Origin of the sequence: Agrobacterium sp. MS2, assembly GCF_003261015.1 — a bacterium.
GTDB lineage: Bacteria > Pseudomonadota > Alphaproteobacteria > Rhizobiales > Rhizobiaceae > Agrobacterium > Agrobacterium pusense.
Window position 1 is genome coordinate 17,997 of the sequence record NZ_QLNF01000071.1, and the last position, 25,254, is coordinate 43,250.

The 25,254-nt window shown below is 57.3% G+C and carries 18 protein-coding genes and 1 pseudogene; 9 read left to right on the top strand and 10 right to left on the bottom strand.

Features of this window, described 5'->3' with window-relative positions:
• Positions 1-11 precede the first annotated feature (11 nt).
• From DOU54_RS18715 to DOU54_RS18725, 3 genes are read left to right on the top strand one after another with little or no spacing between them, the layout of a single operon-like run.
• Positions 12-1,661: a recombinase family protein gene (locus DOU54_RS18715; RefSeq protein WP_003501252.1), complete on the top strand. Its 1,650-nt coding sequence runs from the start codon at positions 12-14 to the stop codon at positions 1,659-1,661.
• On the top strand, positions 1,661-2,569 hold the full coding sequence (locus tag DOU54_RS18720; protein ID WP_035243664.1) for a plasmid partitioning protein RepB C-terminal domain-containing protein: 909 nt from the start codon (positions 1,661-1,663) through the stop codon (positions 2,567-2,569). The genes DOU54_RS18715 and DOU54_RS18720 overlap by 1 nt, the downstream gene beginning before the upstream one ends.
• Positions 2,553-3,497, top strand: coding sequence for a plasmid partitioning protein RepB C-terminal domain-containing protein (locus DOU54_RS18725; RefSeq protein ID WP_003501250.1), 945 nt, complete (start codon positions 2,553-2,555; stop codon positions 3,495-3,497). The genes DOU54_RS18720 and DOU54_RS18725 overlap by 17 nt, the downstream gene beginning before the upstream one ends.
• Before the next feature lie 15 nt (positions 3,498-3,512).
• Here the strand turns inward: DOU54_RS18725 and DOU54_RS18730 are convergent, their stop codons facing one another.
• From DOU54_RS18730 to DOU54_RS18740, 3 genes are all read right to left on the bottom strand, one after another.
• Positions 3,513-4,481 carry a TniQ family protein gene (locus DOU54_RS18730; RefSeq protein WP_107327915.1) on the bottom strand — a complete coding sequence of 323 codons (969 nt, stop codon included), beginning with the start codon at positions 4,479-4,481 and terminating at the stop codon, positions 3,513-3,515.
• An 83-nt stretch (positions 4,482-4,564) separates the two neighbouring features.
• Positions 4,565-5,443, bottom strand: a complete 879-nt coding sequence (locus tag DOU54_RS18735) for a TniB family NTP-binding protein (RefSeq protein ID WP_107327916.1) — start codon at positions 5,441-5,443, stop codon at positions 4,565-4,567.
• Between the two features lie 5 nt (positions 5,444-5,448).
• On the bottom strand, positions 5,449-7,098 hold the full coding sequence (locus tag DOU54_RS18740; RefSeq protein WP_111793751.1) for a TnsB C-terminal domain-containing protein: 1,650 nt from the start codon (positions 7,096-7,098) through the stop codon (positions 5,449-5,451).
• A 66-nt stretch (positions 7,099-7,164) separates the two neighbouring features.
• Here DOU54_RS18740 and DOU54_RS18745 point away from each other — a divergent pair, with 66 nt between their 5' ends.
• Positions 7,165-8,313: an RHE_PE00001 family protein gene (locus DOU54_RS18745; protein WP_113731731.1), complete on the top strand. Its 1,149-nt coding sequence runs from the start codon at positions 7,165-7,167 to the stop codon at positions 8,311-8,313.
• Positions 8,314-8,644: 331 nt separating this feature from the next.
• Here the strand turns inward: DOU54_RS18745 and DOU54_RS18750 are convergent.
• From DOU54_RS18750 to DOU54_RS18765, 4 genes and pseudogenes are all read right to left on the bottom strand, one after another.
• Positions 8,645-9,217 (bottom strand): annotated as a pseudogene (locus DOU54_RS18750) (integrase core domain-containing protein); the annotation flags it as partial.
• A gap of 129 nt (positions 9,218-9,346) precedes the next feature.
• Positions 9,347-10,105 (bottom strand): IS21-like element helper ATPase IstB, encoded by a 759-nt coding sequence (istB, locus tag DOU54_RS18755; RefSeq protein WP_035226016.1) that lies wholly within the window; start codon positions 10,103-10,105, stop codon positions 9,347-9,349.
• On the bottom strand, positions 10,102-11,598 hold the full coding sequence (gene istA / locus DOU54_RS18760; protein WP_035226019.1) for an IS21 family transposase: 1,497 nt from the start codon (positions 11,596-11,598) through the stop codon (positions 10,102-10,104). Before istA ends, istB begins: the two co-directional genes overlap by 4 nt.
• 58 nt (positions 11,599-11,656) lie before the next feature.
• Positions 11,657-12,469, bottom strand: coding sequence for an SbmA/BacA-like family transporter (locus tag DOU54_RS18765; RefSeq protein ID WP_113731732.1), 813 nt, complete (start codon positions 12,467-12,469; stop codon positions 11,657-11,659).
• A gap of 119 nt (positions 12,470-12,588) precedes the next feature.
• On the opposite strand from DOU54_RS18765, the gene DOU54_RS18770 reads away from it, so the two are divergent.
• The 5 genes from DOU54_RS18770 (at position 12,589) to DOU54_RS18790 (ending at position 21,376) form a co-directional block, all read left to right on the top strand.
• Positions 12,589-13,674, top strand: coding sequence for an HlyD family secretion protein (locus DOU54_RS18770; RefSeq protein ID WP_210206214.1), 1,086 nt, complete (start codon positions 12,589-12,591; stop codon positions 13,672-13,674).
• A 10-nt stretch (positions 13,675-13,684) separates the two neighbouring features.
• Positions 13,685-16,363 carry a ribosome-associated ATPase/putative transporter RbbA gene (gene rbbA / locus DOU54_RS18775; protein WP_107341528.1) on the top strand — a complete coding sequence of 893 codons (2,679 nt, stop codon included), beginning with the start codon at positions 13,685-13,687 and terminating at the stop codon, positions 16,361-16,363.
• A 2-nt stretch (positions 16,364-16,365) separates the two neighbouring features.
• Positions 16,366-17,481 carry an ABC transporter permease gene (locus tag DOU54_RS18780; RefSeq protein ID WP_107341527.1) on the top strand — a complete coding sequence of 372 codons (1,116 nt, stop codon included), beginning with the start codon at positions 16,366-16,368 and terminating at the stop codon, positions 17,479-17,481.
• A gap of 161 nt (positions 17,482-17,642) precedes the next feature.
• Positions 17,643-18,830: an acetate/propionate family kinase gene (locus DOU54_RS18785; protein WP_107341526.1), complete on the top strand. Its 1,188-nt coding sequence runs from the start codon at positions 17,643-17,645 to the stop codon at positions 18,828-18,830.
• Positions 18,831-18,949: 119 nt separating this feature from the next.
• Positions 18,950-21,376, top strand: a complete 2,427-nt coding sequence (locus DOU54_RS18790; RefSeq protein WP_113731733.1) for a phosphoketolase family protein — start codon at positions 18,950-18,952, stop codon at positions 21,374-21,376.
• A 938-nt stretch (positions 21,377-22,314) separates the two neighbouring features.
• On the opposite strand, the gene DOU54_RS27535 is transcribed toward DOU54_RS18790, so the two are convergent.
• The 3 genes from DOU54_RS27535 to DOU54_RS18800 all read right to left on the bottom strand — a co-directional run bounded on the left by DOU54_RS27535 (position 22,315) and on the right by DOU54_RS18800 (position 25,073).
• Entirely contained in the window at positions 22,315-22,488 is a 174-nt protein-coding gene (locus tag DOU54_RS27535; RefSeq protein ID WP_167495066.1) for a hypothetical protein, read from the bottom strand.
• Between the two features lie 461 nt (positions 22,489-22,949).
• Positions 22,950-23,411 carry a MaoC family dehydratase gene (locus DOU54_RS18795; protein ID WP_092938776.1) on the bottom strand — a complete coding sequence of 154 codons (462 nt, stop codon included), beginning with the start codon at positions 23,409-23,411 and terminating at the stop codon, positions 22,950-22,952.
• Positions 23,412-23,423: 12 nt separating this feature from the next.
• Entirely contained in the window at positions 23,424-25,073 is a 1,650-nt protein-coding gene (locus DOU54_RS18800) for a long-chain-fatty-acid--CoA ligase (RefSeq protein WP_092938774.1), read from the bottom strand.
• Between the last annotated feature and the right edge of the window lie 181 nt (positions 25,074-25,254).

Here is a 25,254-nt window from a genome sequence, read left to right on the forward strand (position 1 = left end):
CTAGGATTGCGATGCGGATGTCTGCAAAAATGGATGTGCTCGGCGCCGCGCCAGCCTCAGGATCAAGCGCCTTTGATCAACGACAGGAGGGGCAAAAAGTGGATCGGGAGACCTTTAACGGCATGTCATCGGAGCCGCAGCCAATTCGGGCTGCCGAATATGTCCGTATGTCGACCGATCATCAGCGATATTCTACCGAAAACCAGTCGGAGGCAATTCGGGACTATGCTCGGGCGCGTGGTATTGAGATTGTCCGGACATACGCGGATTCCGGAAAGAGTGGCCTGAAAATCGAAGGGCGCGATGCGCTACGCCAGCTCATCGAGGACGTGCAGATCGGCACAACCGATTTCACGATGGTCCTGGTCTATGACGTAAGTCGATGGGGCCGGTTCCAAGATGCCGATGAAAGCGCTTATTACGAATACATCTGCCGCCGTGCCGGGATCTCTGTCCAGTATTGCGCCGAACAGTTTGAAAATGACGGCAGCCCGGTGTCCACCATCGTCAAAGGCGTTAAGCGGGCTATGGCTGGAGAGTATAGCCGTGAGTTGTCGGCGAAGGTTTTCGCGGGGCAGGGCCGGCTGATCGAAAAGGGGTACCGGCAAGGCGGACCAGCTGGTTTCGGCTTACGACGAACCCTGATCGATGAACGCGGCCAGGTGAAAGGTATTCTACAGCGCGGTGAGCACAAAAGCATTCAGACTGACCGTGTGATCCTCACTTTGGGGCCGGTTGAAGAGGTGGAGCTGGTTCGCGAAATATATCGCAGATTTGTCCATCACGGGGAAAGTGAGAGCGAAATTGCAACTGATCTGAATAAGCGGGGCATCAAATCCGACCTTGGGCGCAACTGGACGAGAGGGACCGTCCATCAAATCCTGATCAATGAGAAATATGCCGGCGACAATGTGTGGAACCGACAGTCTTTCAAATTAAAGAAACGGCATGTCCGTAATGATCCCGACATGTGGGTCAGGGCTAACGGTGTGTTCGACGCTGTCATCGAGCGATTCCTCTTCGAGGCAGCTCGAACTGTTATCAACGCCCGGTCGTTCCGGCTGAGCGATGAAGAGATGCTGCAGTCTCTACGAGACCTGTACCAGCGAACGGGAAGTTTATCGGGTATCGTCATCGATGAATGCGACGGCATGCCATCAAGCAGCGCGTATAGCTCGCGGTTCGGTAGCCTGCTTCGAGCCTACAGCCTCGTGGGCTTCAATCCCGATCGAGACTATAGTTACGTCGAAATCAATCGAGAACTCCGCAAACTCCATCCCGAAGTCCTTGAGCAAGTGATAGGTGCCTTGAAATCCTCTGGCAGTGAGGCGTGGCAGGACAGCGAAACCGATCGAGTGACGGTCAACGAGGAATTCACGCTGTCGATCGTAATCGCTCGCTGCGCCCAGACACCCACGGGACTCCTACGTTGGAACCTACGTTTCGACACCTCACTTGCTCCCGATATCACTGTTGTTGTCCGCATGGATTCGGCCAACCAGAAGCCATTCGACTACTACCTCTTTCCAAGGCTAGATCTTCTCGCCGAGCGATTGAGGATGGCAGAAGACAATGCCCTACAGCTCGATGCCTATCGGTTCGATGACCTCGCTATTCTCTATCAGATTGCTGCGCCCGTTAACCTGTCGGAGGCTGCGTAATGTCTGCTCTTCATTCAAGTCATATAGAAATGATCCCGATTTCACGCATCTCAGTGCTCAATCCGCGCGCGCGCAACAAACGACAGCATCGGGATATCGTGAACAATATCGAAGCCGTTGGTCTCAAGCGCCCGATCACTGTCAGCCGCCACAATGGCCCAGGCGGGCCACGGTACGATCTGGTTTGCGGGGAAGGCCGTCTGGAAGCCTTTCAAATGCTCGGACAGAGCGAGATCCCGGCGGTCGTCATCGAGGCCAGCGAGGACAAATGCCTTGTCATGAGCTTGGTCGAAAATATTGCTCGACGCACCCCGCGACCAATCGATCTCATGCGTGAGATTGGTGCCTTGCGAGCACGAGGCTACACCGACGCTGCAATCGCCAAAAGGATTGGTGTCGGCGCACAATGGGTTTACATGATCGCCGCACTTCTCGAAAAGGGCGAAGAACGCCTTGTCGCAGCCGTTGAAACCGGCCTCATCCCGATTACCCTTGCGATGGAAATATCTCGAGCTGAGACCGAGGAGGCGCAAAGCTTGCTCCTGGATGCCTATGAGGCTGGTCAGCTTCGAGGGAAAAAACTTGCGGCCGTCAGGCGGCTTCTCGATGTTCGCATGCGAGCTCAGGGAAAAGGAATACAACAAGGGCGTTTCGGCCGCAAAGCTACCGGAAAGCGGATGACGGCTCATGATCTCATGCAGGTTTATCAGAGGGAGGCCGAAAAACAGCGGCTCTTGATCAAGAAATCAGATTTTGCACAGACCCGGCTTCTCTTCATTGTAGAGGCCATGAAGGATCTGATCGCGGATGAAAGTTTCCTCAATCTGTTGAGAGCGGAGGGATTGGCAACCATGCCAAAAGCACTCTCCAGCCGAATTTCAGGAGGGCATGATGAGCGATGGGCATGACGATGATGATGACAACGGTGATGGCCGAATTCACTTCGCATTTGATCGAGATATAAAAACAATAGCCATTTCTGCGATCGTACCGCTGAAATCTCTGCCTGAAGGCGCCCGCGAAAGCAGGAAATTCGGGCAGGTTTTAAGTTCGATAAAGGCGATTGGATTGGTCGAGGCGCCGGTAGTCATCGCGGACAACAAAAACCCTGGTCTCTGGTTTCTGCTCGACGGCCATCTACGATTAGAGGCTTTGAAGGAGCTTGGCACCATCGAGGTCGAGTGTTTGATCGCAACCGACGACGATACCTACACATACAATAAGCGGGTAAATCGCCTCGCCCCGATCCAGGAGCATCGGATGATTGCGCGTGCGATCGAGCGCGGCGTGTCCTCCGCCGATATAGCAGATGCTCTCGGGCTTCAGGTGGAGTCGGTCATCCGTAGGTTTCGACTGCTTGAAGGCATTAGTCCGGAAGCTGCGGAAATGTTGAAAGATACGCCATGCTCTATGACTGTCTTGGATGTGTTGAGACAGATGTCGCCAGTTCGGCAAATTGAGGCCGCAGACTTGATGATCGGACAACACAACTTTTCCATCATGTTTGCCAGAGCGATACGCGCTGCCACACCCGACAGCCAACTTGTTGCCCGCAGGAATGGTTCAGGTCGAGGTGCCGGCACACCGTCCGGTCAGCAGATCGCGCGGATGGAGCGGGAGCTCGCGGCACTGCAAACACAAGTTAAGAGCGTTGAAGAAACCTACGGAATAGATAATCTCCACCTCACCGTCGCGCGGGGATACGTCACCAAACTGCTTGCCAATGGCCGTATTACCCGGTGGTTAGAAAATCACCGCCAAGAATATCTTGGGGAATTCCAGAAGATTGCCGAGATCGACTCGATCGCCCCCTTCAAGGATGCTCCCGAGCCGTAGGACTTACGTGAGTTCTCAACATTGGCAACAGACGATCGAAGTTGCGTCCCTCCTGCGGGACTTCGGCCCCGTCGAAATCAGGCTCATCTGCTGAGCGGTCATAAGGAAGTGCGTGAGATCGGAAATTGGCCTGTTACTGCCTGCTGTAGGACGCCCTTGTTTAGGTTTGAGCGCATCTGAAAGCATGCGGATTAGAAGATCGCGGCCGCTCTCTTTCGTGACCTGAGTTGTGGGTGCCCCACCAGTTCTATCAACATGCCACCGGCCTACGTCGCGTTCGTTCGGGCGGCACACAAGTTTCTCGTAGCATCGGGCCCGAAATGACGTGGACAAACCCGTCAAAAGTTCTCGCTGACGGATTGCCGTAAGCTGAGGAATCTCCAAAAACCGCCGAACCAGCAGACTGTCGATCGGCAATCCCGCAATCAAATCGGAGCCGAAGATTTCATGGACGCATTGGTCAAGCTTCCTCACTGCAGGGCACAGGTAGATGGTCGATGCGCGACGGAGGTCGTAAGCACAGCGGGAACAATAATGGTGCGGCCTGAGCTCGCCCTGATCAAAGGCTGCCACGGGATGATTGCAGGAAGTGCATCGATCTCGCAGCCTGCTTTCGTGCTTTTCGCAAGTAAGTCGCGTTGCTAGCCGCCACTCTCTCCGAAAGTATGGATGGTCATCCGCGGCGAGGCATCGTGGGCAGAATTGTAGCCATGTCGATCCCGACCGTCGGTGGAGTTTTCGAAGGGGTAGAAAAAGCTGTTTTGGTAGACCATCCGGCATCGTCATAGCGGCGAGTTGCTCTGACGTAATTTCTGCGTACTGCCGCAGCTGATCTGCCAGGGTGATCGTACGCTTCAAATCAAGTCTGGCCGACCACATTCCAGGTGTGAGGCCAAGTACCCGGGAGAAAGCACGCCCTGGCACGCCGTTGGCGTAGGCAAGCCTGTGTAGCCAACTCGACAATAGCTCGTCGCGCTGTGGCATAACCGTGATGGGCCAGCGTGCGGAAATTACATCTCGATAGCGCTCGCGGATGTCGATGAACGGAGCGTGGGTTTCTCTCGCCGTCAAATCAGTTGCTTTCGCAACGACGCGTTACGTCGATGTGAAATGGAGATGTAGCCAAGTTCGTCAATACAGGTTTCGGTAATGCGTTCTGCCCCCGAGCGGAGCGCCATCACGGCAGCTTTGGTCACAACGGAGACAATCTCTCCAATCAAACCTTCCGATAGGCTGAAAATTCGCCGAGCCAATGTTTCATCCGACAGATCGGACGCTTTCGCGAGAGGTAGTGCCGCTTCGAGGCTGTCCAGGAGCATCAGATAGCTTTCGTCATATTGCCATCTCGGGATAGGGACCAGCTCGAAGCGAGTTGCCATCTCACTCGTGGCGTTGACGAAATCGTAGATGGCGACCTCGCCGACAAGAACCGGAGAGATATCGTATTGCCGGCCGATCCGACGGAGAAAGGCAAACACCCCTTCGACGTCGCGAGACCGTCCGCGTAGAGCATTGTGGAATTCGTCAAATATCAACACCCTGGGTTTGATGCTTGCCAGCAAGTGATCCAACTGCTCCGCCTTCCGGCTGACATTCCATATGTCGCCACCAGGCGCATGTAAGGCCTGAAGGATACTGGCGTAGAAATGGCCGAGTCCTGCTCCCTCGCGAGTTTGAACGATCCACACCCTTTGGTTCGAGGATCCGCGCAAGTGTTCAACCGCGAACCGCTCCGCGATCATTGTCTTCCCATTTGCATAAGGCCCGACAAGCATTAGCCCTTGGGTTCGCAAAGACGCTGGGCGGTTCAGCAGCTCAGTCAACCGTTGATGGCTGCCCTGTGCGACCTGATGGCCGATCCATCTTGGAGCCCGAATATAGGCTATGCGCTCTTCGTCTCCCAAATTGAGAAAGCGACGCGCGTGCTCAAATAAATGATCGGCCACACCGCTCACCAATCTTCCACCGGTAGACGTTTTTTCTGCCGTACCGGGTGATTTTCTTGAGCAGAATTCTTCTCGGAATCGCTTCTGGCGTAAGGCTTTTCGGCTGAAACAGCATGTGCCCTGCGGACCGCGTCGCGTCTCTCCCTTTTGGACAGCTTAGCAGCATCGGCTATGGCAGAAATCTCACGGCGCAGAGCCACCTTCTCTATGCTCGAGCGGTGATTGGTAGCTCGCAACTGCGTGCGATAAGCTTCATGTTCCCAGAGTGTCATCGGTTCGAGGCAGCCATCACGTCGTTCGATAGATCGAAACGATCGCGTTTCCGGATCACGAACATAGATATGGCTGATATCACGGGGATCGTATCGAACCTCAAGTTTCCCCAGCCGGTCGCGCTCTGGGACGAGGGAGCCGAGCCAAGGCGCATAGTAATGTAAGGCAAACATACTGAGACCCTGAGGGGACAACAGCCGTGTCGCACTGGGGAGAAACGACAAAAGCACTCGATCGGGGTCGTCTGGTCGCTCGGGCAAGCCCGGGCTATGGTTTCGCCACTCCGTGATCGGCACTTTCAGCGTTTTGGAATTTTCTTGTCGGTTATGATCGATGATCGCCAGCACTATACAGCGCTCCAATTCGAGAAAACTTAGGCATGCGCTCCGTTCCGACGGATATCCGTCGCGATCAGCCACAGAACGCCCTGACGAACCGGGATAGGTGGACAGCACCCCGTTGAGCTTTCCCAAAAGCCGCTCAACGACACCGCCTTGATGAACTCTGCCGCGGTCCCGATGGCGAATACGAATGCCGTAATCATCGCAACCCAGCTGAAATGCATTGCCCTTGAACTCCATCGCAGAGTCTGTGAGCAGAAGTTTCGGACGGCCGAACATCGGCCAAGCATGGTCAATGGAACGAGAAACGAGCCATTCGTCTTTTCGGCAGATCGCCTGCGCCAGACAGAGCGCAACAGACAACACCGAGGGCTTTTCCAAGGTAAGGCAGAAGCCGAAAATGGCGCGCGTCGCGACATCCGTTATAATCGTCAGATACGGGCGGCCGACAAATACGCCACGGTTGTCGACCACCTCCACGAAATTAATGTCGGTTGGGGTATGGTCGATCTGGCAGACATCGAGTGGGTTAGGCGCGTGAATATAACCCGGCCGTGGCTTTAACCGCATCAGATGCTTTGGATTGGCCGATCGCTTTTTGGCGATCTCTTCGGCCGAAAACAACGACGGAATGCGCCGGGAAATCGTCACATAGGAAGGAGCTATAAGCCCCGCCTCCTCACATCGGGCGCGGATCTCGGCAACGACTGGCGCAAGAGGCGGTGCTTCAAGTATCATCCACTGGTCGCGCAACGTCGTGCGGATGATATCTTCTGCCTTCGCCGATAGCCGCTTGCGTCGCCCGGAAGGCACCCGGGGCAGCAGTGCTGTTATTGTTCGCTCAGCTTTGTATCGGGCGAGAAGATTATAGATTTGTCGAGCTGTCAGGTGAAGTTCAGCCGCCGCCCTGGCAATCGCGTCTTTCTTAGACCGCCCAGCATCAAGCACCCGATCAAGCTCTCGCGCGGTCCTGCGCGCCTTCAACCAGTCCTCATCGGAAGGGCCGTAGCAGCCTCCACGATTTTGAAATGGCTTTGGCATACACAGCCCCATCGAAATCGTTAGCGATAATCTGGGCTATTTCTGCGCGCTAACTCTAACAGACGTATGACGTTTTGCGGTTTGAAATCGCAAAGTAAAAGCGACACCAGCAGCGCCCTCTCTCGTCTCGACGAGCGCATCGCCCGCTCCCCCGTCGGCGGCGGATGGCTCGAACGGAAAAACTTTACCGACGCCTGCGCCTCCCTTTGGATCGATGGCGAACTCGTCCACCTCGAAGACCTCGTCCTCCACGACGCTCTCCGAGACATCCGCACACCCACCCACGAACTCACCATCGCTCGCGACGTTTTACGAACCCGCCGACGCATCGCTGACCATCCACCTGGCTGGGCTCTGTCTGAAGAAGGCCTGCGCGGCCTGCGGCAGGCGTGGCCTGCAGCATCTTTGGGAGAGGGAGGCGCCGGCGTGGCCGACCAGCCCACCGCGGGTGAAGTGGCTGATGGGGGAGGGGAAGGCCCCGAGCGCGATGATCAGAACGGCGGTGAGGACCAAGATAGCGCATTGGTTGCTGAGCTCGCCGCCATCGATGCCCTGCTGGCGCGTTCGGAGGCGGCGATCGAGCATGCCAGAAAGCCCGGCCGGGCTCCGGCCCCGGCGCCGGGCCGGGCGGCCGAAAAAGATCCGATGGTTTATGATCTCGACTGGGACGAGGATGAACGGCTGGAGGAATGGCGTGCCGTGCTGCGTCAGGCGCAAGAATTTCCGGCGGTGCTGCAGGCGATCGTCGCGCTCGATGCCTGGAACGAGATCGGCGTGCTGCAGCATGCCGGCTGGATGGGCCGGCTGCTCGCCGCCTCCCTCCTGCGCCAGGGCGGAGTCACATCAGGTGGTCACCTCGCGGCCATCAATCTCGGCCTGAAAACCATCCCCGTCGATCGCCGCCGCCATCGACACCGCGAGACCCGGCTGCTCGCCATCGCCCACGGGTTTTTGGCGACCGCCGAGATCGGCCTCAAGGAGCACGACCGGCTGGCGCTCGCTCGGCAAATGATGGAACGCAAATTGGCGGGACGCCGTGCGTCGTCAAAACTGCCGGAGCTAGTCGAGCTGGTGATGGCGCGTCCGCTGGTGTCGGCCGGGATGGTGGCGAAAACGCTCGACGTGACGCCGCAAGGGGCGCGGCGGATCGTTTTGGAGCTCGGGCTGAGAGAGATGACGGGGAGGGGGAGGTTTCGGGCGTGGGGGATCTTGTAAAGCACGCCACATCGGGACTGGGTGGCGTAGGTTCTAATCCTCTCACTCTCACCACTTGAAGTATTGAGCTTCTCCATGAGTCTGCTGAAACGCTGCATGTCTAATGCAGAGCCTCCCAGGGCAATCCTTGATGCCTCCGGTGAAGTGCGGAGGCTCAAGCGAAGATTGTTCCGCCGTCTCGTCTAGGTGCTTGGTTGCTCATAGCGCTTTATTGGCACCGAGCTCCCTGCCGAGCCTGATCTGATGTCCGTTCCTGCCGTGTGCTTCCGGCCGTACAGCGATCTTTACGCACGAGCGCTAGCGGCACGGCCGCGACTGCGCGCGGCTCTATCTAGGTGTTCAGTCCCGGCATTTGATGGATCGGATTGATGATGAATTGATCCGGCTCTGAAGTCCACCGTTTGCAGATAAACTCGTATGGCGTGAGGCCCTTGAGTGTCTTCAGACGGCGACCGAAATTGTAAGCGTCGATGAAGTCCTGGAGATGCCGGCGGAGCTGATCGTGGCTGTCGTAGTGGAAGCGCTTGACGGTGGCATCTTTGATGGTGCGGTTCATGCGCTCCACTTGTCCGTTCGTCCACGGATGGTTGATCTTGGTGAACCTGTGCTCGATGCCGTTCTCGTGGCATCGCATGTCGAACATGTGGGTCATGTATCGCGCTGTCGGCCCGTTGGCGTGGCGCGGCGGAAAGCGGAACTGGATGCCGTTGTCGGTGAGCACGGTGTAGATCTTATAAGGCACCGCCTCGATCAGAGCGACGAGGAAGGCGGACGCGGTGACGCGGGTTGCCTTCTCAACCAGCTGAACGAAGGCGAACTTGGAGGTGCGGTCGATTGCGACGAAGAGGTAGAGCTTGCCTTCGGCGGTCTGCACCTCGGCAATATCGATATGGAAATAGCTGTCAACGGCGGAGTAAAAACCGGCCATGGGGCGGAGCAAAAGTCGGCCACTATGGCGCCGGCCTGAGACGGCCGGGAGGGCGTAGCCCGAGCGGGGGTCTTAGGCCGGCGCGGCGATTTTTTGAGGGGAGTTTTAGCAGGCCTTTCGGGCGCGACTTTGAGCGAGACGATAGCTTTCGCCGTTCATCTCGAGGATGTTGACGTGGTGGGTGATGCGATCGAGCAGTGCGCCGGTGAGACGTTCGGACCCCAGTGTTTCCGTCCATTCGTCGAAAGGCAGATTGCTGGTGATCAGGGTGGCACCACGCTCGTAGCGTTGCGAGATCAGCTCGAACAGCAATTCCGCCCCGGTCTTTGATAGTGGCACAAATCCCAGCTCATCGATGATCAGCAGCTTGTAGGCGGCCATCTGCTTCTGGAACCGGAGCAGACGCCGCTCGTCACGCGCCTCCATCATCTCGCTGACCAGGGCCGCCGCCGTGGTGAAGCCGACGGACAGGCCCTTCTGGCAGGCGGCCAGGCCGAGACCGAGTGCGACATGCGTCTTTCCCGTGCCGCTCGGGCCCAGCGCAATGACGTTCTCGCGGCGCTCGATCCATTCGCAACGGGAAAGCTCTAGCACCTGCATCTTGTTCAGCTTGGGGATGGCTGTGAAGTCGAAGCTGTCGAGGCTTTTGACGACCGGGAACTTGGCCGCCTTGATCCGACGTTCGACCTTGCGGCGGTCCCGCTCGATCATCTCCCGTTCAGCAAGCCGGAACAGGTAGCCGACATGATCGACGCCTTCGGTGGCGCATAGCCGGGCCAGCTTCTGGTGCTCGCGCTGGAAGGTCGGCAGCTTGAGGGTTTTGAGATAGTGGCCAAGCAGGATCTCTGGCGCGTCGCTGCTCATGCCGCTTCTCCCGCATCAGATGACAGGAGGCGCATATACGCCTTTGCTGACGTCTTCTCGACAGTCGCCGTCGGCAGGTAGGGATAGATCGCCAGATCCAACCGCGGCGGCCGGCGCTCGACCCGGCACAGGATCAGATGCTTGACCGCATCGAAGCCGATCGCGCCGAGCTGTATCGCCTGCTTCACCGCTGCATGTAGATCGGCAAGGTCGAAGCTTTCCAGCAGGCGCAGAACCTGCACGTATTCTCGCCGCCCATGTTTGGCCATGCGGCCTTCCATCAGCCGGCGCAGCGTCGCGAACTCGTCTGGCAGATCCCAGCCCTGCAATGGAGCCGCCTGATCCAGAGAATTGATCTTCCGCTCGATCAGCGGCAGGTAATGGACGGGATCGAAGACGACGTCTTCCCGTTCCCAGCATCGCGGATGACGCGCGATGATCTCGCCGCGGCAGCCGATCACCACCTGATCGACATAGCCCCGGACCCAGACGTCCTGATGGCCGTAGGCGACCGGTACGGAATAGTCGTTCGTCTTGTAGCGCACCAGCGACTGGGCTGTCACAACAGCGCTGGCCTGGTCGCAGGCATCAAACGGCGACGCCGGCAAGGGACGCATGGCCGCAAGATCGCGCTGCAGCCGTTCGCCAATCGTCTCGCTCTCGCCCCGCAGCTTGTCGCGCTGGCGTTTGCGGCACTGCTCTTCCAGAAAAGCATTGAACGCATCCCATGTCGCAAACCGCGGGATCGGCACCATGAAGTTGCGTCGGGCATATCCGACAAGACCCTCGACATTCCCCTTGTCGTTGCCCTTTCCCGGCCGCCCATAGCGATCCCGGATCAGGTAGTGGGACAGGAAGCCGCTGAACAGCGCTGCCCGCTTGCGTGTGCCGTCGGGCAGGATCTTTGCGACAAGGCAACGGTCGTTGTCATAGACGATCGACTGCGGCACGGCCCCGAAGAACGCAAAGGCGTGGACATGACCATCCACCCAGGCTTCGGCCACTGCCGCCGGATAGGCACGCACATAACATCCGTCGCTATGAGGAAGATCCAGCACAAAGAAGCGAGCTTTCTGCTCGACGCCGCCGATCACCACCGTCGCCTCGCCGAAATCGGCCTGCGCATGGCCCGGTGGATGCGACAGCGGCACAAACACCTCCTGGCGGCGTTGATCCCGCTCGCGCATATAATCCTTGATGATCGTGTAGCCGCCGGTGAAGCCGCACTCGTCACGAAGCCGGTCGAACACCCGTTTGGCAGTATGCCGCTGCTTGCGCGGCATCACCATGTCAGCTTCCAGCCACTGCTCGATCGTCGAAACGAATGCATCCAGCTTCGGACGCCGGATCGGCGAACGTCGCTGATAGCCGGGCGGTGTCGAATACGACAGCATCTTGGCCACGCTGTCGCGCGATACGTTGAAATGCTTTGCTGCCTGACGCTGCGTCATCCCTTCGGAAACAGCCAGGCGAACCCTCAAATAAAGTTCCACGGTGTAGATCCCCTGTCCCTCCTGCGATCATTGCAGAAAGGAAATAGGTGGCCGGATTTTACTCCGCCCGCGGACGGACTATTCCGCCGCTACCGTGGCCGACTTTTCCACCGCCGCTCTCAGCCATGTCTGCTTGAACAAGACTGGTGCGAAACTCCGCCTCGCGCGCTTCCCGCAAGGAATTGAGTTCCACCAGATGACGGCCTACAAGGCGATTCAAACCTGAGGTCAGGCCGGCGTAGAAAAGCGCTGCCCAAACGAGATATCCTGGCAAGATGAAATCGTAGTTCAAGACGTTAAATTGAAACTCCGGCGAAAGGGTCCACAAGATCGTCACGAAGCTTGCCAGAAGAATGACGGACTGCACCAGTCCGACGGCCAGACCGGTCGTGGTCTCGGCCAGAGACCGGACATCGGAGTGGATGCGTTGATCGGCGTGCTCGGCAAGCGGACTGCCAAGCAAATGTAGCTCGCGGCCGCCATTGTCAATTAACCATTTTTCCAGAAGATCGCTGACGAGACCTCTTCTGATGCTGATTGACAAGCGCTTGCTGACAAAGGTTTGCGTCACGTTTAGGATTGTGAGAGCCGCTGCAATATAGGCGAATATGATCAACTGTCCGATGAAGCTATCGAGGTCACGATCTTGGATTGCCTGATAGAAGGGTGCGTTCCATCGGTTCAGCGTAACCTGCATGTATGTCGTTGTCAGAATAATGGTCATCATCATTGCCGAAAACAATGACAGAGATCTGTGAGCTTGAGATGTGTGAAGCGATTTCCAGAACTGCCTCATTTGGTCAAAGAAGCCGATGTCGGAGGTTCCCGTGGTATCGGGCGATGGCGAGTTTGGAGTGTTTTTAGACGTCATGATTTACGACCCGTTCAATCGGCGACTGATGTTGGCGAGATGATCGCAGATAGACAAATCGCCATGAAAGTGGTTCACATATCACATGATATCCGATATCGATGCAAAAATGCCGAAGATTGCTCAAACCGGACGATATCGCGTCCGAAGAAGAACCAGGGATCGGCAAAAAAGCTGGAGGGAAAATGCCTGGATACAGAGTGAGTAAACTCGTTGCAGTCATCGCAATTGGTATCGGTGTGGCTTCGGCTGTCCCGACTGCACAGGCGGATAATGCCTTTGAATCACTGATTTCGCGTTTGCGCGGCAGTACCGATGACAACCGATTTGCGAACTCCAACGGGCGGATAGAGGCTCAAAGTGTCGACGTCGCGGGCAAATATGCCGGTCGCCTCATTGAGGTCCTCGTCCATGAAGGCGATCTGGTCGGCCCCAACGATATCATTGCGCGGATCGATGACCGCGACCTCCAGACGCAATTACTCGGTGCGAAGGCCTCCGTTCTTCAGGCAAAGGCAGCAAGAGAGCAGACTCTAGCGGCGGTAACACAAGCCCAAAGCACGCTTTCTGTCGCCGGTACGAACTTCGATCGCATCACCAAGCTCAACGCTGGACACGTCGCTTCGGACGCTTCGCTTGACGATGCGCGCAATGCATTGGCCGTCGCAGAAGCCTCGCTGGCGACGGCCAGGGCACAGGTAACAAGCAGCGAAGCGCTGATTTCAGTGGCAGAGGCCAAGGTTGCGGAGATCAATGTCGCGATCGAAGATCTCGTCGTCCGTTCGCCGATCCGGGGACGTGTACAGTACAGGCTCCGTGAGCCCGGTGAGGTTGTTGCCGGCGGAACGCCAGTTGTCACTTTGCTCGACCTGACCGACGTTTACATGAACCTCTATCTGGGGGCAGACACCGTCGGTAAACTCGCTTCTGGTGACGAGGCTCGGCTGATCCTGGATCCAGTGCCACAATACGTCATTCCCGCCCGTGTGATGTTTATTGCGCCCGAAGCGCAGTTCTCTCCCAAAAGCGTCGAAACTCAGGAAGAAAGGTCACAGCTGGTGTTTCGGGTCAAGCTGACCATTCCTCGCGACCTTCTTGTCAAATTCGAAGATCGCGTGAAGGCCGGTATACGTGGCGTCGGGTTCGTTCGCACTGATCCGGCAACGCAGTGGCCCTCCCAACTTCAGGTGAAACTGCCGCAGTGACGGGTGAACCATGAGCTTTGTCGCGGAATTGCACGGCGTCACCCACCGCTACGGAAAGACTGCACTCGACAACGTTTCGATTGCTATCCCCTCGGCGTGCATGGTGGGCGTGATCGGGCCCGATGGGGTGGGTAAGTCAACGCTTCTCGCCCTGATTGCCGGGGTTCGCAAACGCCAGGGCGGAAACATCTCCGTTCTAGGACAGGACATCTCGACGCCGAAGGTGAGAGCCGCCCTCGCCCCACGCATCGCTTACATGCCGCAGGGGCTGGGAAGAAACCTCTACCCTACTTTGTCGGTCCGTGAAAATCTCGAGTTTTTCGGGCGGCTGTTCGGGCAGGATTTGGAAGAAAGGCAACAACGCACAAGCATGTTGCTGGAAGCAACCGGTCTTACTCCGTTTCCGGACCGACCGGCGGGAAAGCTCTCAGGCGGCATGAAGCAAAAGCTCGCGCTCTGCTGCGCACTGATTCACGATCCCGATCTTCTGATCCTTGACGAACCGACAACAGGGGTCGACCCTCTCTCCCGCCGCCAGTTTTGGGATCTGATCGAGACGATCAGGGAGCGCATGCCGCATATGAGCGTGATTGCCGCTACGGCCTACATGGAGGAAGCCGATCGGTTCGACTGGCTGGCGGCCATGAATGAAGGGAAGATTCTGGCATCGGGGAGCCCGGCGGAAATAAAGGGGACCGCTGCATCGCTGGAAGACGCATTTATCGGATTGTTACCGCAGGCTGGAGCGAAAGGCATCGGCGTCCATATACCCGCCTATCATCCCGAAACCTCCCGCGTTCCTGCTATTTCGGCAAGCCATCTTACCAAGCGCTTCGACAAATTCGTTGCTGTTAACGATGTCAGCTTCGAGATCGGTGAGGGAGAGATCTTCGGCTTCCTTGGGTCGAATGGATGCGGCAAGACGACGACGATGAAGATGTTGACCGGTCTTCTCGACCCTTCCGAAGGCGAGACACGCCTGTTTGGACAAGCGCTGAGAAATTCCGACATGGAGGCGCGAAGACGGATCGGCTATATGTCGCAAGGTTTTTCGCTCTATTCAGAACTGAGTGTTCGACAGAACCTTGCGCTGCACGCCAGGCTCTACCATGTTCCCGAAGGTCGGGTCGCCCTTGCTCTCGACGAATTCGAACTGAAAGACTTTGCCGATCAGGAGCCGGATAGTCTGCCGCTCGGCATCCGCCAGCGTCTGCAACTCGCGGTGGCCACAATTCATGAACCCCGCATCCTTATTCTTGACGAGCCGACGTCAGGTGTGGATCCGATCGCGCGAGACGTTTTCTGGCGAAAATTGATCTCGCTCTCGCGTGACAAGGGCGTGACGATCTTCATATCGACGCATTTCATGAATGAGGCCGAACGGTGTGACAGAATTTCTCTCATGCATGCGGGCCGGGTACTGGCGGTCGGCACGCCGGCCGAGCTGGTGAGCCAACATCAGGCCGCATCCCTCGAGGATGCCTTCGTCGCGCTTCTACAAGAACAAACGCCGCAACAGGACCCCAGTAAATCTTTCTCGATGACCTCGCAAAAGGCCACGGGCCGTACGCGACCCAGCAGGCCGCTGCTCGCCTATGCATGGCGAGAGACGCTGGAATTGATGCGAGACCCAATCCGCCTATTCTTTGCAATCCTTGGCCCGATTGTTCTCCTGTTGACGGTTGGCTTCGGGATATCCTTTGATGTCGACAATATCCGGCTTGCGGTGTTCGATCAGGACAGGTCTGCCGAGAGCAGGCTTTTGACGGAACAGTTCACATCGATCCGGCAATTCACCGAACTACCCGAGATCAGCAACGCCGATGATCTTGCCGCGAGAATGCGACAGGGCGATGTGACGCTTGCTCTGGAAATACCAGACGGCTTCGGCCGCAAGCTGCGGGCGGGCGACACGCCTGATGTGTCGATGTCGATCGACGGCTCGATGCCGTTCAGAGCCGAAACGACACGGGGTTATGCAGTCGGCGTGCTGAACTCGTTCCGGAGTGAGGCCGCCCGAGAACTCGGCGGGAGCTCGTCAAGCAAACTTTCCATCGAGACGCGTTTTTTGTTCAACCAGGCATTCAAAAGTACCAATGCCATGGTCCCCTCGGTTATTATGCTCGTGTTGATGCTGATCCCGGCCGTCATGGCGGCCGTTGGCGTCGTCCGTGAGAAGGAGATGGGAACGATCGCGAATTTTCGGTCGACACCGGTGACCCGGACCGAGTTTCTTGTTGGCAAACAGCTGCCCTATATCGTGATTGCCTTTTTCAGTTTCTGCGTTCTGTTCGTGCTGGGGCGAATGCTGTTCCGTGTGCCTTTCTCGGGCGATTTCGCACTGCTCGCTGTCGTCTCGCTAGTTTATGTGGTGGCAACGACCGGCCTTGGGCAGTTCATTTCCACTTTCACAAAAACGCAGGTGGCTGCAGTTTTCGCCGCCGCAATCATCACCATCATTCCAGCTGTCAATTTTTCCGGCCTGATCGTTCCGGTTTCCTCTCTGAAGCCGGCCGGATATCTGACGGGAGTGATATTCCCTGGCACCTGGTACCAGGACGTTGTGGTTGGCAGTTTTCTGAAAGGCCTGACGTGGAACGATCTATACCTTGATGCCATCGCCCTTGTCGGCTTTTCTCTTGCTTATCTCGGCCTGTCGATCGCATTTCTGCGCAAGCAGGAGCGTTAGCGATGCAAGGTCTGAGTGCCATAATCAATCTGACGATCAAGGAACTGCGATCTATTCGTAGCGATCGGGTGATGCTTTTCCTGATCTTCTATGTCTTTACCGTAGCGACCTATATCGTCGCGGATGCGATCTCGACGGAAATAAAAGTTCTTTCCGTTGCTGTCGTTGATGAGGATCGCGGAGTTTTGTCATCCCGCCTGACAGGCGCAATCCAGCCTCCCCTTTTTCGTACGCCCGCTCTTGTGCCCCCCCTCAAGGCCGAGGACGGGCTTCGGCACGGACACTATGTCTTGTCGATCACCATTCCACCTGGCTTCGAACGCGATCTTCGCGCCGGCCGCTCCGCAACATTGCTGATCGAAACCGATGCGACAGCGGTTGCCCACGCCGGCAACGGCGTCAATGACCTGCAACAGTTGATTGCTATCGAGGCGCAGAGCTACTTTGCACCAGCAAGTGTCAGCGACCTGGTCAATGTCGTCGTCCGAAACCAGTTCAACCCCAATTTGACGTCCAACTGGTTCTCAGCGGTTATGCAGTTGATGAATTCGATCACCATCATCACGCTCATCCTGTCCGGGTCGTCGATGATACGCGAGCGGGAGCGCGGTACAATCGAGCACGTCCTGGTTATGCCCGTCAAACCCTACGAAATCGTCCTCTCAAAGCTTTTTGCAACCGGGGCAGTCATCCTCGCTTCAGCAATGCTCAGCCTGGTCCTGGTCGTCAATTTGCTGATCGGCGTTCCCCTATCAGGCTCATTGTTCCTCTACACTGTCGGAACCGCGCTCTACGTGATCGCGGTCGCAAGTCTGGGCCTGCTGCTATCAAGCTTCACGCGGTCCATGGGGCAGTTCGGCCTGCTGGCCATCCCGGTCATTATCGTTATGATCCTGCTCTCGGGCGGTATGACGCCGATGGAATCCATGCCTCGGTGGCTGCAACTGGCCATGAATACGATCAGCCCTGCTCCGCATTTTGTCCGGTTCACCCAATCGGTACTTTATCGAGGCAGCAGTTTCGATCTCGTTGCCGGCGAGATGGCCGCTATTGCCGCCATGGCCGTCGTGGCATTAGCAGTTGTGCTGGTTCGTTTTCGAAAAGTGCTGGCGGGGTAGAAATATTTATCGACAGGTGTGGCGAGGGGGAAAGAATGGAGGCCGACGCAATTTTACCGATCGAAACCGGATGCCTTCCTTTCACGAGGAACGTTGACCAGAGAAAGAATAGCCCACGCGGGTCAGATTCCGTGATGAGAGAAAATCGGGAACCTTGATCGATGGGCAATTCCCTCCTTTTGACGTTTAACACCGGCTCTTCGACAATCAAGTTCGGTGTCTTCACCATCGAACACGAGAAGCCCCGCCGCATTGGAAAGGGCCTGATTGATTTCCGACAGCATCCCCCTAGTTTTCATCTCCAGGAAGGGTCTGAGATATTCGACGCCGATCTCAAAGCGGAGCTTTCTGAAGATCTTCACGAGGTTGTGGACGAGATCTTAGGTTGGATATCCCGTCATTTCGATCTTTCAGATGTGAAGGCGGTTGGTCATCGCATCGTCCACGGCGGGGATCTTTTTGTCGACCCGACGCTGATCGACGACGATGTTATTGACCGTATCGAAAACCTGGTTCCTCTGGCCCCACTACATCAGCCACAGAGCCTGCGGCTGATCCGTGCGATCAGGAATCTTCGTCCGAACGTTATTCAGACCGCTTCATTCGATACAGCCTTTCATGCGACAAATTCCGATCTGGTCCGGCGTTTTGCACTGCCACGAGAGCTTCACGACCACGGCGTCAAGCGTTACGGATTCCATGGCCTGTCTTATTCCTTCATAGCAGGCGAACTTCGACGAATCGCGCCCACCATCGCCGACAAGAAGGTTATCATCGCGCATCTGGGCAGTGGTTGCAGCCTTTGTGGCATGAGCGAGGGCGTGAGCCGCGACACCAGCATGGGATTTTCGACCCTCGACGGCGTACCAATGGCAACGCGTCCCGGCGCACTCGACGTGGGGGTCCTTCTTCATTTGTTTGGAGAACACCACCAATCCTTTGAGGATGTGGAAGACCTTCTCTACCATCGCAGCGGCCTGATGGGGGTATCCGGCATCAGCGGGGACACCCGTGAGCTTCTGGCGAGCCACGCGCCACAGGCGAGAGAAGCGCTCGACCTATTCACCTTCAGGATTGCAGGTGAGGCAGCCAGGATAGCCAATACGCTGGGCGGCGTTGACGCTCTCGTTTTCACCGCCGGGATCGGCGAGCATCAACCGCCGGTCCGTGCAGCGATCTGCGCTCACTTGAATTGGCTCGGTGTTGAGCTCGATCAAAACCATAATGTTGAAGGAGGGCAAGAGATAAGCACTCCGTCAAGCCGTGTGAAGGTTCTCGTCGTGCCGACGGATGAGGAACAAGTCATCGCGAACGAAGCGCTCGCGCTCACCACCTCGAAACGTGACTGAATATCACAACATTTCCGGCCATCTCATGGAGTACGGTTAAACAGCGACACTCAAATGCGACGGCGCATAATGTTGCCCGCGTCGACCAAGTGATTATTGCAATTGATGAGAGGAAGATCATGACCAATATTTCAGGAAAAACCGTCCAGCACCTCGATCACGAAGAGCTCCGCACGATCGATGCATGGTGGCGAGCTGCCAACTATTTGAACGTCGGACAGATCTACCTATCGGCGAATCCGCTGCTGCGCGAAAAGTTGGCGGTCGATCATATCAAGCCGCGCCTGCTCGGGCATTGGGGTACGTCGCCGGGCCTGAACCTGATTTATGCCCATATGAACCGGCTGATCAAGAAATACGATCTCAACACGTTATACATGGCCGGCCCCGGACACGGCGGACCTGCTCTCGTCGCCAACGTCTATCTCGAAGGCACCTACACGGAATTCTATCCGGAGGTGACCCAGGACGAAGCCGGCTTGCTTCGTCTCTTCCGACAGTTTTCGACGCCGGGCGGGATACCCAGCCATGTCAGCGTCCCGACACCCGGTTCGATCCATGAGGGCGGCGAACTTGGCTATGTGCTCGTCCATGCCTTCGGCGCCGTCATGGATAACCCGGATCTTCTCGTCACCGCGGTTGTCGGCGACGGTGAGGCAGAGACCGGGCCGCTGGCCGGCAGCTGGAAAAGCATCGACTTCATCAATCCGACCCGCGACGGCGCCGTGCTGCCGATCCTGCATCTCAATGGCTATAAGATTGCCGGCCCGACGGTGTTTGCTCGGCATAGTGACGAGGATCTCGCCAAATTCTTCGAAGGCCAGGGGTACGAGCCGCATTTCGTCGAGGGCGATGTGCCGGACATCGTGCATCAGACGTTCGCGACAACACTGGAAGCGGCCGTGGTTAGGATCCGAGAGATCCAGACATCTGCGCGCTCGGGTCAGACCAGCGGGCGACCGCGCTGGCCGATGATCGTGCTGCGCACACCGAAGGGCTGGACCGGGCCGAAGATCGTTGACGGGGTGCCAGTCGAGGGGACGTTCCGCGCTCATCAAGTTCCGGTTTCCGAAGTCCTGACAAAGCCGGACCATCTGCGCATTCTCGAGGACTGGATGCGCAGTTACAAGCCGGAAGAGCTGTTTGACGACAACGGCGCGTTCCGCGCTGAGTATGCCGCGCTTTCTCCCGCAGGCGATCGGCGCATGGGGGCAACCCCCCACGCAAACGGGGGAAAGTTATCCGTTCCGTTGAACCTGCCGCATTTCGAAGACTATGCGTTCAAATTCGACCAGCGCGCAACCCAACGGACTGGCTCCACAGCGCGTCTGGGCGAATATCTCCGCGACATCTACAAAAGCAATCCCGATAATTTTCGGCTGTTTTGCCCTGACGAGACAAACTCCAATCGCCTCGGCGCCGTCTTCGAGGTCTCCGACCGCTGCCTGGTCAGCGATATTCTGCCCAACGACGATCATATCTCGGCGGAAGGCCGGGTGATGGAGGTGCTGAGCGAGCATTGCTGCCATGGATGGCTGGAAGGCTATACCTTGACCGGTCGGCATGGCCTGTTCGCTACCTATGAGGCATTTGCCATGGTGGTGGATTCCATGTCGATGCAGCACGGCAAGTGGATGGAGCATGCCAAGCATGTGCCGTGGCGGGCCGACATTCCCTCCCTGAACTATCTGCTGACATCGACCTGCTGGAGAAACGACCATAATGGTTTCAGCCACCAGGGGCCGGGTTTCATCGACACCGTGATCCATCGAAAGCCAGCGGTCGCCCGCGTTTATCTGCCGCCGGATGCCAATTGCCTGCTCTCGGTCGCCGATCACTGCTTCCGCAGTCATAATTATCTCAATCTGATCGTCATCGACAAGCAGCCGCAGTTACAGTGGCTGACGATGGAGGAAGCGAAGGCGCATTGCGCCAAGGGCGCCGGCGTCTGGGACATGTACAGTAACCAACCGGGGGAGCCGGACGTGGTCTTGGCCTGCGCAGGGGATATCCCGACGCAAGAGACCATCGCTGCCGCCTGGATTCTGCGCGAACTCGCGCCGGATCTGAAAGTCCGCGTGGTAAATATCGTCGACCTGATGCGGCTTTGCCCGGCCGATCGCCATCCGCATGGCATGAGCGATACCGAGTTCACCGAGATCTTTACAACCACCGCGCCGGTCATCTTTGCCTTCCACGGCTATCCCGGTGTCATCCACGATCTGTTGCATGGGCGGCAGGCGCATGATCGCTTCCATGTGCGCGGCTATCAGGAAGAAGGCACGACGACGACGCCCTTCGACATGGTAGTGCTCAACAAGATCAGTCGGCTGCATCTCTGCCTCGACGTTATGCGCTATGTCCCGGGCATGCTAGAAAACAATGCCGATCTCGCCGCACATTGCACCGGAATGCTTCGCGAGCATGAGACCTATATCCGCCAGCATTTCGACGACCTACCGGAAATCAGGGATTGGGTTTGGTCGGATCATCTGCCATCCCCAACACAGCCGAACGAGCAGCCGGGAGCCGACCGTACTCCTTAGGCATCGTGGTGAGAGGAACCCGTTGCTCACGCTCGCAACCGGCGTCCGATAGCAAAATATTAACCATCGCACAGGCTAACATGAGCCTGCGCGGCAGGTATTGCGTCCGCGTATCCAACAACCTCGAACATAAGGGCTGTTCGCGGGTTATGGGACGTCTTATGTGCTTCACAGATTGACAAAACACGCGGCTGTTCGGCGCATCCTGTCGGACGTGATCATTGTTCGCCTTGCTATAAGGCGCCGATGTTCGCACTTATGGCCGAACAGCCGATCTGCATCGATATCTTGCATTCTGACGTGGCGATACTTCGCGCTCTGGTTAACAAAATGTCACCAATAGGATGACGAACGCTTCCGATGCATGTAATTCACCGCTTCGAGAGTTTGTTCGGTTATGTCGAGTCGTCATGCAAATATTCGAGTCTATTCTTACGCTTGTGGCTGTCTTTGCCCCAATCTACCTGTTTTTCCGCTGGGTGAGCTACGACACAGAAAGAGCAAGCGGGACGGTAACAAGACCAGCCTCCAGTATCCATGAAATTTCATTTACAACAGACGACATGGCGGCTGTACCGGTGGCGCGAAAAGCCAGCGCTCAACCCTCTGGCCTTGACAAACGCAACGCGCCGGCACCCAGGCGGCGACCGTCAATGTGTCTGCGTCATCGACGGTATGGTTGATGCCTTCTGTTTCCCTTCGAATTTTCCATTTACCAGCGCTTTACCTGCCCCAATTGCCTCTGTTCGCCCGAACCTTATCAAGTCCTTCAATCAGACCGCAGATTTTAGTAAGGATCAAAATCGGCTCCTTCGTTCAGGTTCCGAATACAGTGCCCTGCCGGAAGTTCTATTATCCCCGGACTATCCGCGATCTTTGTCTCGATCCCCTCACCAGTATACACACAGTTGCGAGATTGCCATATCCTTGGAGGGGGCTTATGCAGGAAGAGAATTCAGCTTTTCTACCAATTCGGTTCCCTGCTGCTCGTCAAGACCGACGATGAGGCGGTGTTCCCGTTCGCTTCCAACGATGTGTCTATCCACAATCGACCAGGAACCATCCGGTTCTCGAAAAAGAAAATAGCGATCGCGGCTTTTTTCATTTTCCAAGGCAATTCCTTTCGAATCTCGCATGGCTGATGTTACTGCTCGCGAAAGTAACAGAAAGTAATGAAGACGGTTTGCACTTTTCCACCGCAGCCGGCCAAATAGACGAAATCCGAGCCGGAATGGCTACGGAGCTGAAAGATTGATAAATACAATGACTATTCCGTCCCGGCTTTGAGCAAGTTGATCGTTTTCGATAGAGCCTATTGCGGTCGCCGGCGCGAATACGCCTGAATGATTCTAAGAAAATAGCATTGCCGACTGGAATGGATCCGAAGAAGATCCGCCCCCACCGAAAAAAGCGCTTCATGTTGAAGGCCTGACAGCGCCCGCTGCAAGGTGAATTCGCTGAAATCTGATTTGCTGATGAGGCCCCTTTGCCATTAATGGGAAAGAGGGTGTCTGGAAATCTGGTGTCTATGAGCGCTCAGTACCATAGCGTCTCGCCGCGTAGCTCCAAGATTTCACGACGATCGCCACCAAGCAATGATTTTCGGCGTGAACACCTGAACGATCTCGCCGTCCTGATTGATCGTCTCGCTTCGGAAGGTGACGAGGCCGCGTTCGGGTTTCGAGCGTGATGGCGCAATCGTGACGATCTCGCTTTCCACATGGATGCGATCACCCGGCCATGTAGCGCGGGGCCAGGCGATTTCCCCGCCCGCGCCGATCAGCCCGCCGGCCAGCGGCAGGCTCTGTACGAGCAACCGCATGGTGGCCGCCGCCGTGTGCCAGCCGCTGGCGGCGAGCTTGCCGAACAGGCTGTCGCGCGCCAGTTCCTCGTCGAGGTGGAAAAACTGCGGATCGTAGCGCCCTGCGAATTCCCGGATTTCATCGAGTTCCATCACATGGGAAGGGCTGGTGAAGCGCTGCCCGACTGTGAGGTCGTCGAGATAGAGCTTCACTGCCTGCGCATCTTCGGTCATGTCGCGTCTCCCTCAGCCAGCCAGCGTCGCGTCCGGCGAGCGCTTTTCGTATTCGTCGAGAACGATCTGGCGGATCGCGGTCTTGAGCAGCTTGCCGGTTGCCGTGTGCGGCAGTTCCTCGACGATGATGACGTCGTCGGGAATGCTCCACCTGGAGATCTTGCCGGTATAGACATCGAGCATGTCGTGGCGCGTGAACGTCTGGCCGGGCTTGACCACTACGACGAGAACGGGACGCTCGCCCCAGCGGGCGTCTGGGGCGGCGACCACGGCCGCTTCCTTGATCGCCGGATGGGCCTGCGCGATGTTTTCCAGTTCGATCGAGCTGATCCATTCGCCGCCGGATTTCACCACGTCCTTGGTGCGGTCGACGATCTGCACGAAGCCGTCCTCGTCCATGGTGACGACATCGCCCGTGTCGAACCAGCCTTCGACGGCATGCGCCGGGCTCTTTTCCGTGTTGTAGTAACCGGCCGCGACCCAGGGGCCGCGCACCAGCATGGCGCCGAAGGCCTTGCCGTCGCGGGCCACCGGCTTTCCGTCGCTGCCGTCGATGCGGAATTCCATGCCGAACAGCGGGCGGCCCTGCTTGGATTCGAGCATGAGCCTTTCTTCCGCCGAAAGCTTCTCGTGCTTGGGAAGAAGCGTCGCCGCAAGTCCGATCGGGCTCGTTTCCGTCATGCCCCAGGCATGGCGAACCGTGACGCCCATGTTGTGGAAGCGGCTGATCATGATCGGCGGCGTGGCCGAGCCGCCGATGGCGACACGCTTCAGGCTCGTGAACTTCTGGCCATGGGCATCCATCCAGTCGAGCAGGCCGAGCCAGACCGTCGGCACGCCGGCGGTTGCCGTCACGCCTTCGCTTTCGAACAGCGAGTGCAGGCTGGCGCCGTCAAGGTTGGGACCGGGCATCACGAGCTTCGCCCCGACCATCGGCGCGGCGAACGGCAGGCCCCAGGCATTGACGTGGAACATCGGCACAACAGGCACCACCGCGTCATTGGCCGAAAGGCTGAGCACATCCATGAAGCTGATCGCCATGGCATGCAGCACGCTGGACCGGTGGCTGTAGAGCACGCCCTTCGGGTCGCCGGTGGTGCCTGAGGTGTAGCACAGGCCGGACGCGGTGTTCTCGTCGAATACCGGCCATTCGAATTCGTCCGACTCGTCCGCGATCAGCGTTTCGTAGCAGACGAGGTTCGGCAGAACCTCCGACTTCGGCATATGCGCCTCGTCGGTCAGGATGACCACGGCCTTCAGCGGTGCCAGCCGGTCGGCCAGCGCTTCGAGGATCGGCAGGAAGGTGAGGTCGGAGAACAGCACGCTGTCGCCGGCATGTTCGATGATGTAGCCGATCTGCTCGCGGAAGAGGCGCGGGTTGATCGTGTGGCACACGAAGCCCGAGCCTGACACGCCGTAGTAAAGCTCCATGTGGCGGTAGCCGTTCCAGGCGAGCGTGCCCACCCGGTCGCCATGCTCAAGGCCGAGCTTCTGCAAGGCGTTGGCGAGCTTCTGGCTGCGCTTCGAAAGATCCGCATAGGTGTAGCGATGGATGGGGCCTTCAACGGTCTTCGAAACCACTTCCGTGCTGCCGTGATAGGTCGCTGCGTGACGCAGGATCGACGACACGAGCAGCGGTGCATTCATCATCATGCCAAGCATGGTCTTCTCCTCCCGGGCAAGAGTAATTCCAGCAAAAGTGTGAAACGGCTTTGCGTCCGGAATTACATGAAAACAAAGGGATAGAGCATTTCCGGCGACTCCGTTCTCGCCGGAAATGCTCTGACTTCAATCAGAACAGGTCGGCGTCGAGCGCCATGATATCGGCAGCGCCGGCGCGGAT

Coding starts and splice junctions, on each gene's coding strand:
- DOU54_RS18715 (WP_003501252.1), top strand. CDS start 12: ATGCGGATGTCTGCAAAAATGGATGTGCTCGGCGCCGCGCCAGCCTCA.
- DOU54_RS18720 (WP_035243664.1), top strand. CDS start 1,661: ATGTCTGCTCTTCATTCAAGTCATATAGAAATGATCCCGATTTCACGC.
- DOU54_RS18725 (WP_003501250.1), top strand. CDS start 2,553: ATGAGCGATGGGCATGACGATGATGATGACAACGGTGATGGCCGAATT.
- DOU54_RS18730 (WP_107327915.1), bottom strand. CDS start 4,481: ATGCCACAGCGCGACGAGCTATTGTCGAGTTGGCTACACAGGCTTGCC.
- DOU54_RS18740 (WP_111793751.1), bottom strand. CDS start 7,098: ATGCCAAAGCCATTTCAAAATCGTGGAGGCTGCTACGGCCCTTCCGAT.
- DOU54_RS18745 (WP_113731731.1), top strand. CDS start 7,165: ATGACGTTTTGCGGTTTGAAATCGCAAAGTAAAAGCGACACCAGCAGC.
- istB (WP_035226016.1), bottom strand. CDS start 10,105: ATGAGCAGCGACGCGCCAGAGATCCTGCTTGGCCACTATCTCAAAACC.
- DOU54_RS18765 (WP_113731732.1), bottom strand. CDS start 12,469: ATGACGTCTAAAAACACTCCAAACTCGCCATCGCCCGATACCACGGGA.
- rbbA (WP_107341528.1), top strand. CDS start 13,685: ATGAGCTTTGTCGCGGAATTGCACGGCGTCACCCACCGCTACGGAAAG.
- DOU54_RS18780 (WP_107341527.1), top strand. CDS start 16,366: ATGCAAGGTCTGAGTGCCATAATCAATCTGACGATCAAGGAACTGCGA.
- DOU54_RS18785 (WP_107341526.1), top strand. CDS start 17,643: ATGGGCAATTCCCTCCTTTTGACGTTTAACACCGGCTCTTCGACAATC.
- DOU54_RS18790 (WP_113731733.1), top strand. CDS start 18,950: ATGACCAATATTTCAGGAAAAACCGTCCAGCACCTCGATCACGAAGAG.
- DOU54_RS18795 (WP_092938776.1), bottom strand. CDS start 23,411: ATGACCGAAGATGCGCAGGCAGTGAAGCTCTATCTCGACGACCTCACA.
- DOU54_RS18800 (WP_092938774.1), bottom strand. CDS start 25,073: ATGCTTGGCATGATGATGAATGCACCGCTGCTCGTGTCGTCGATCCTG.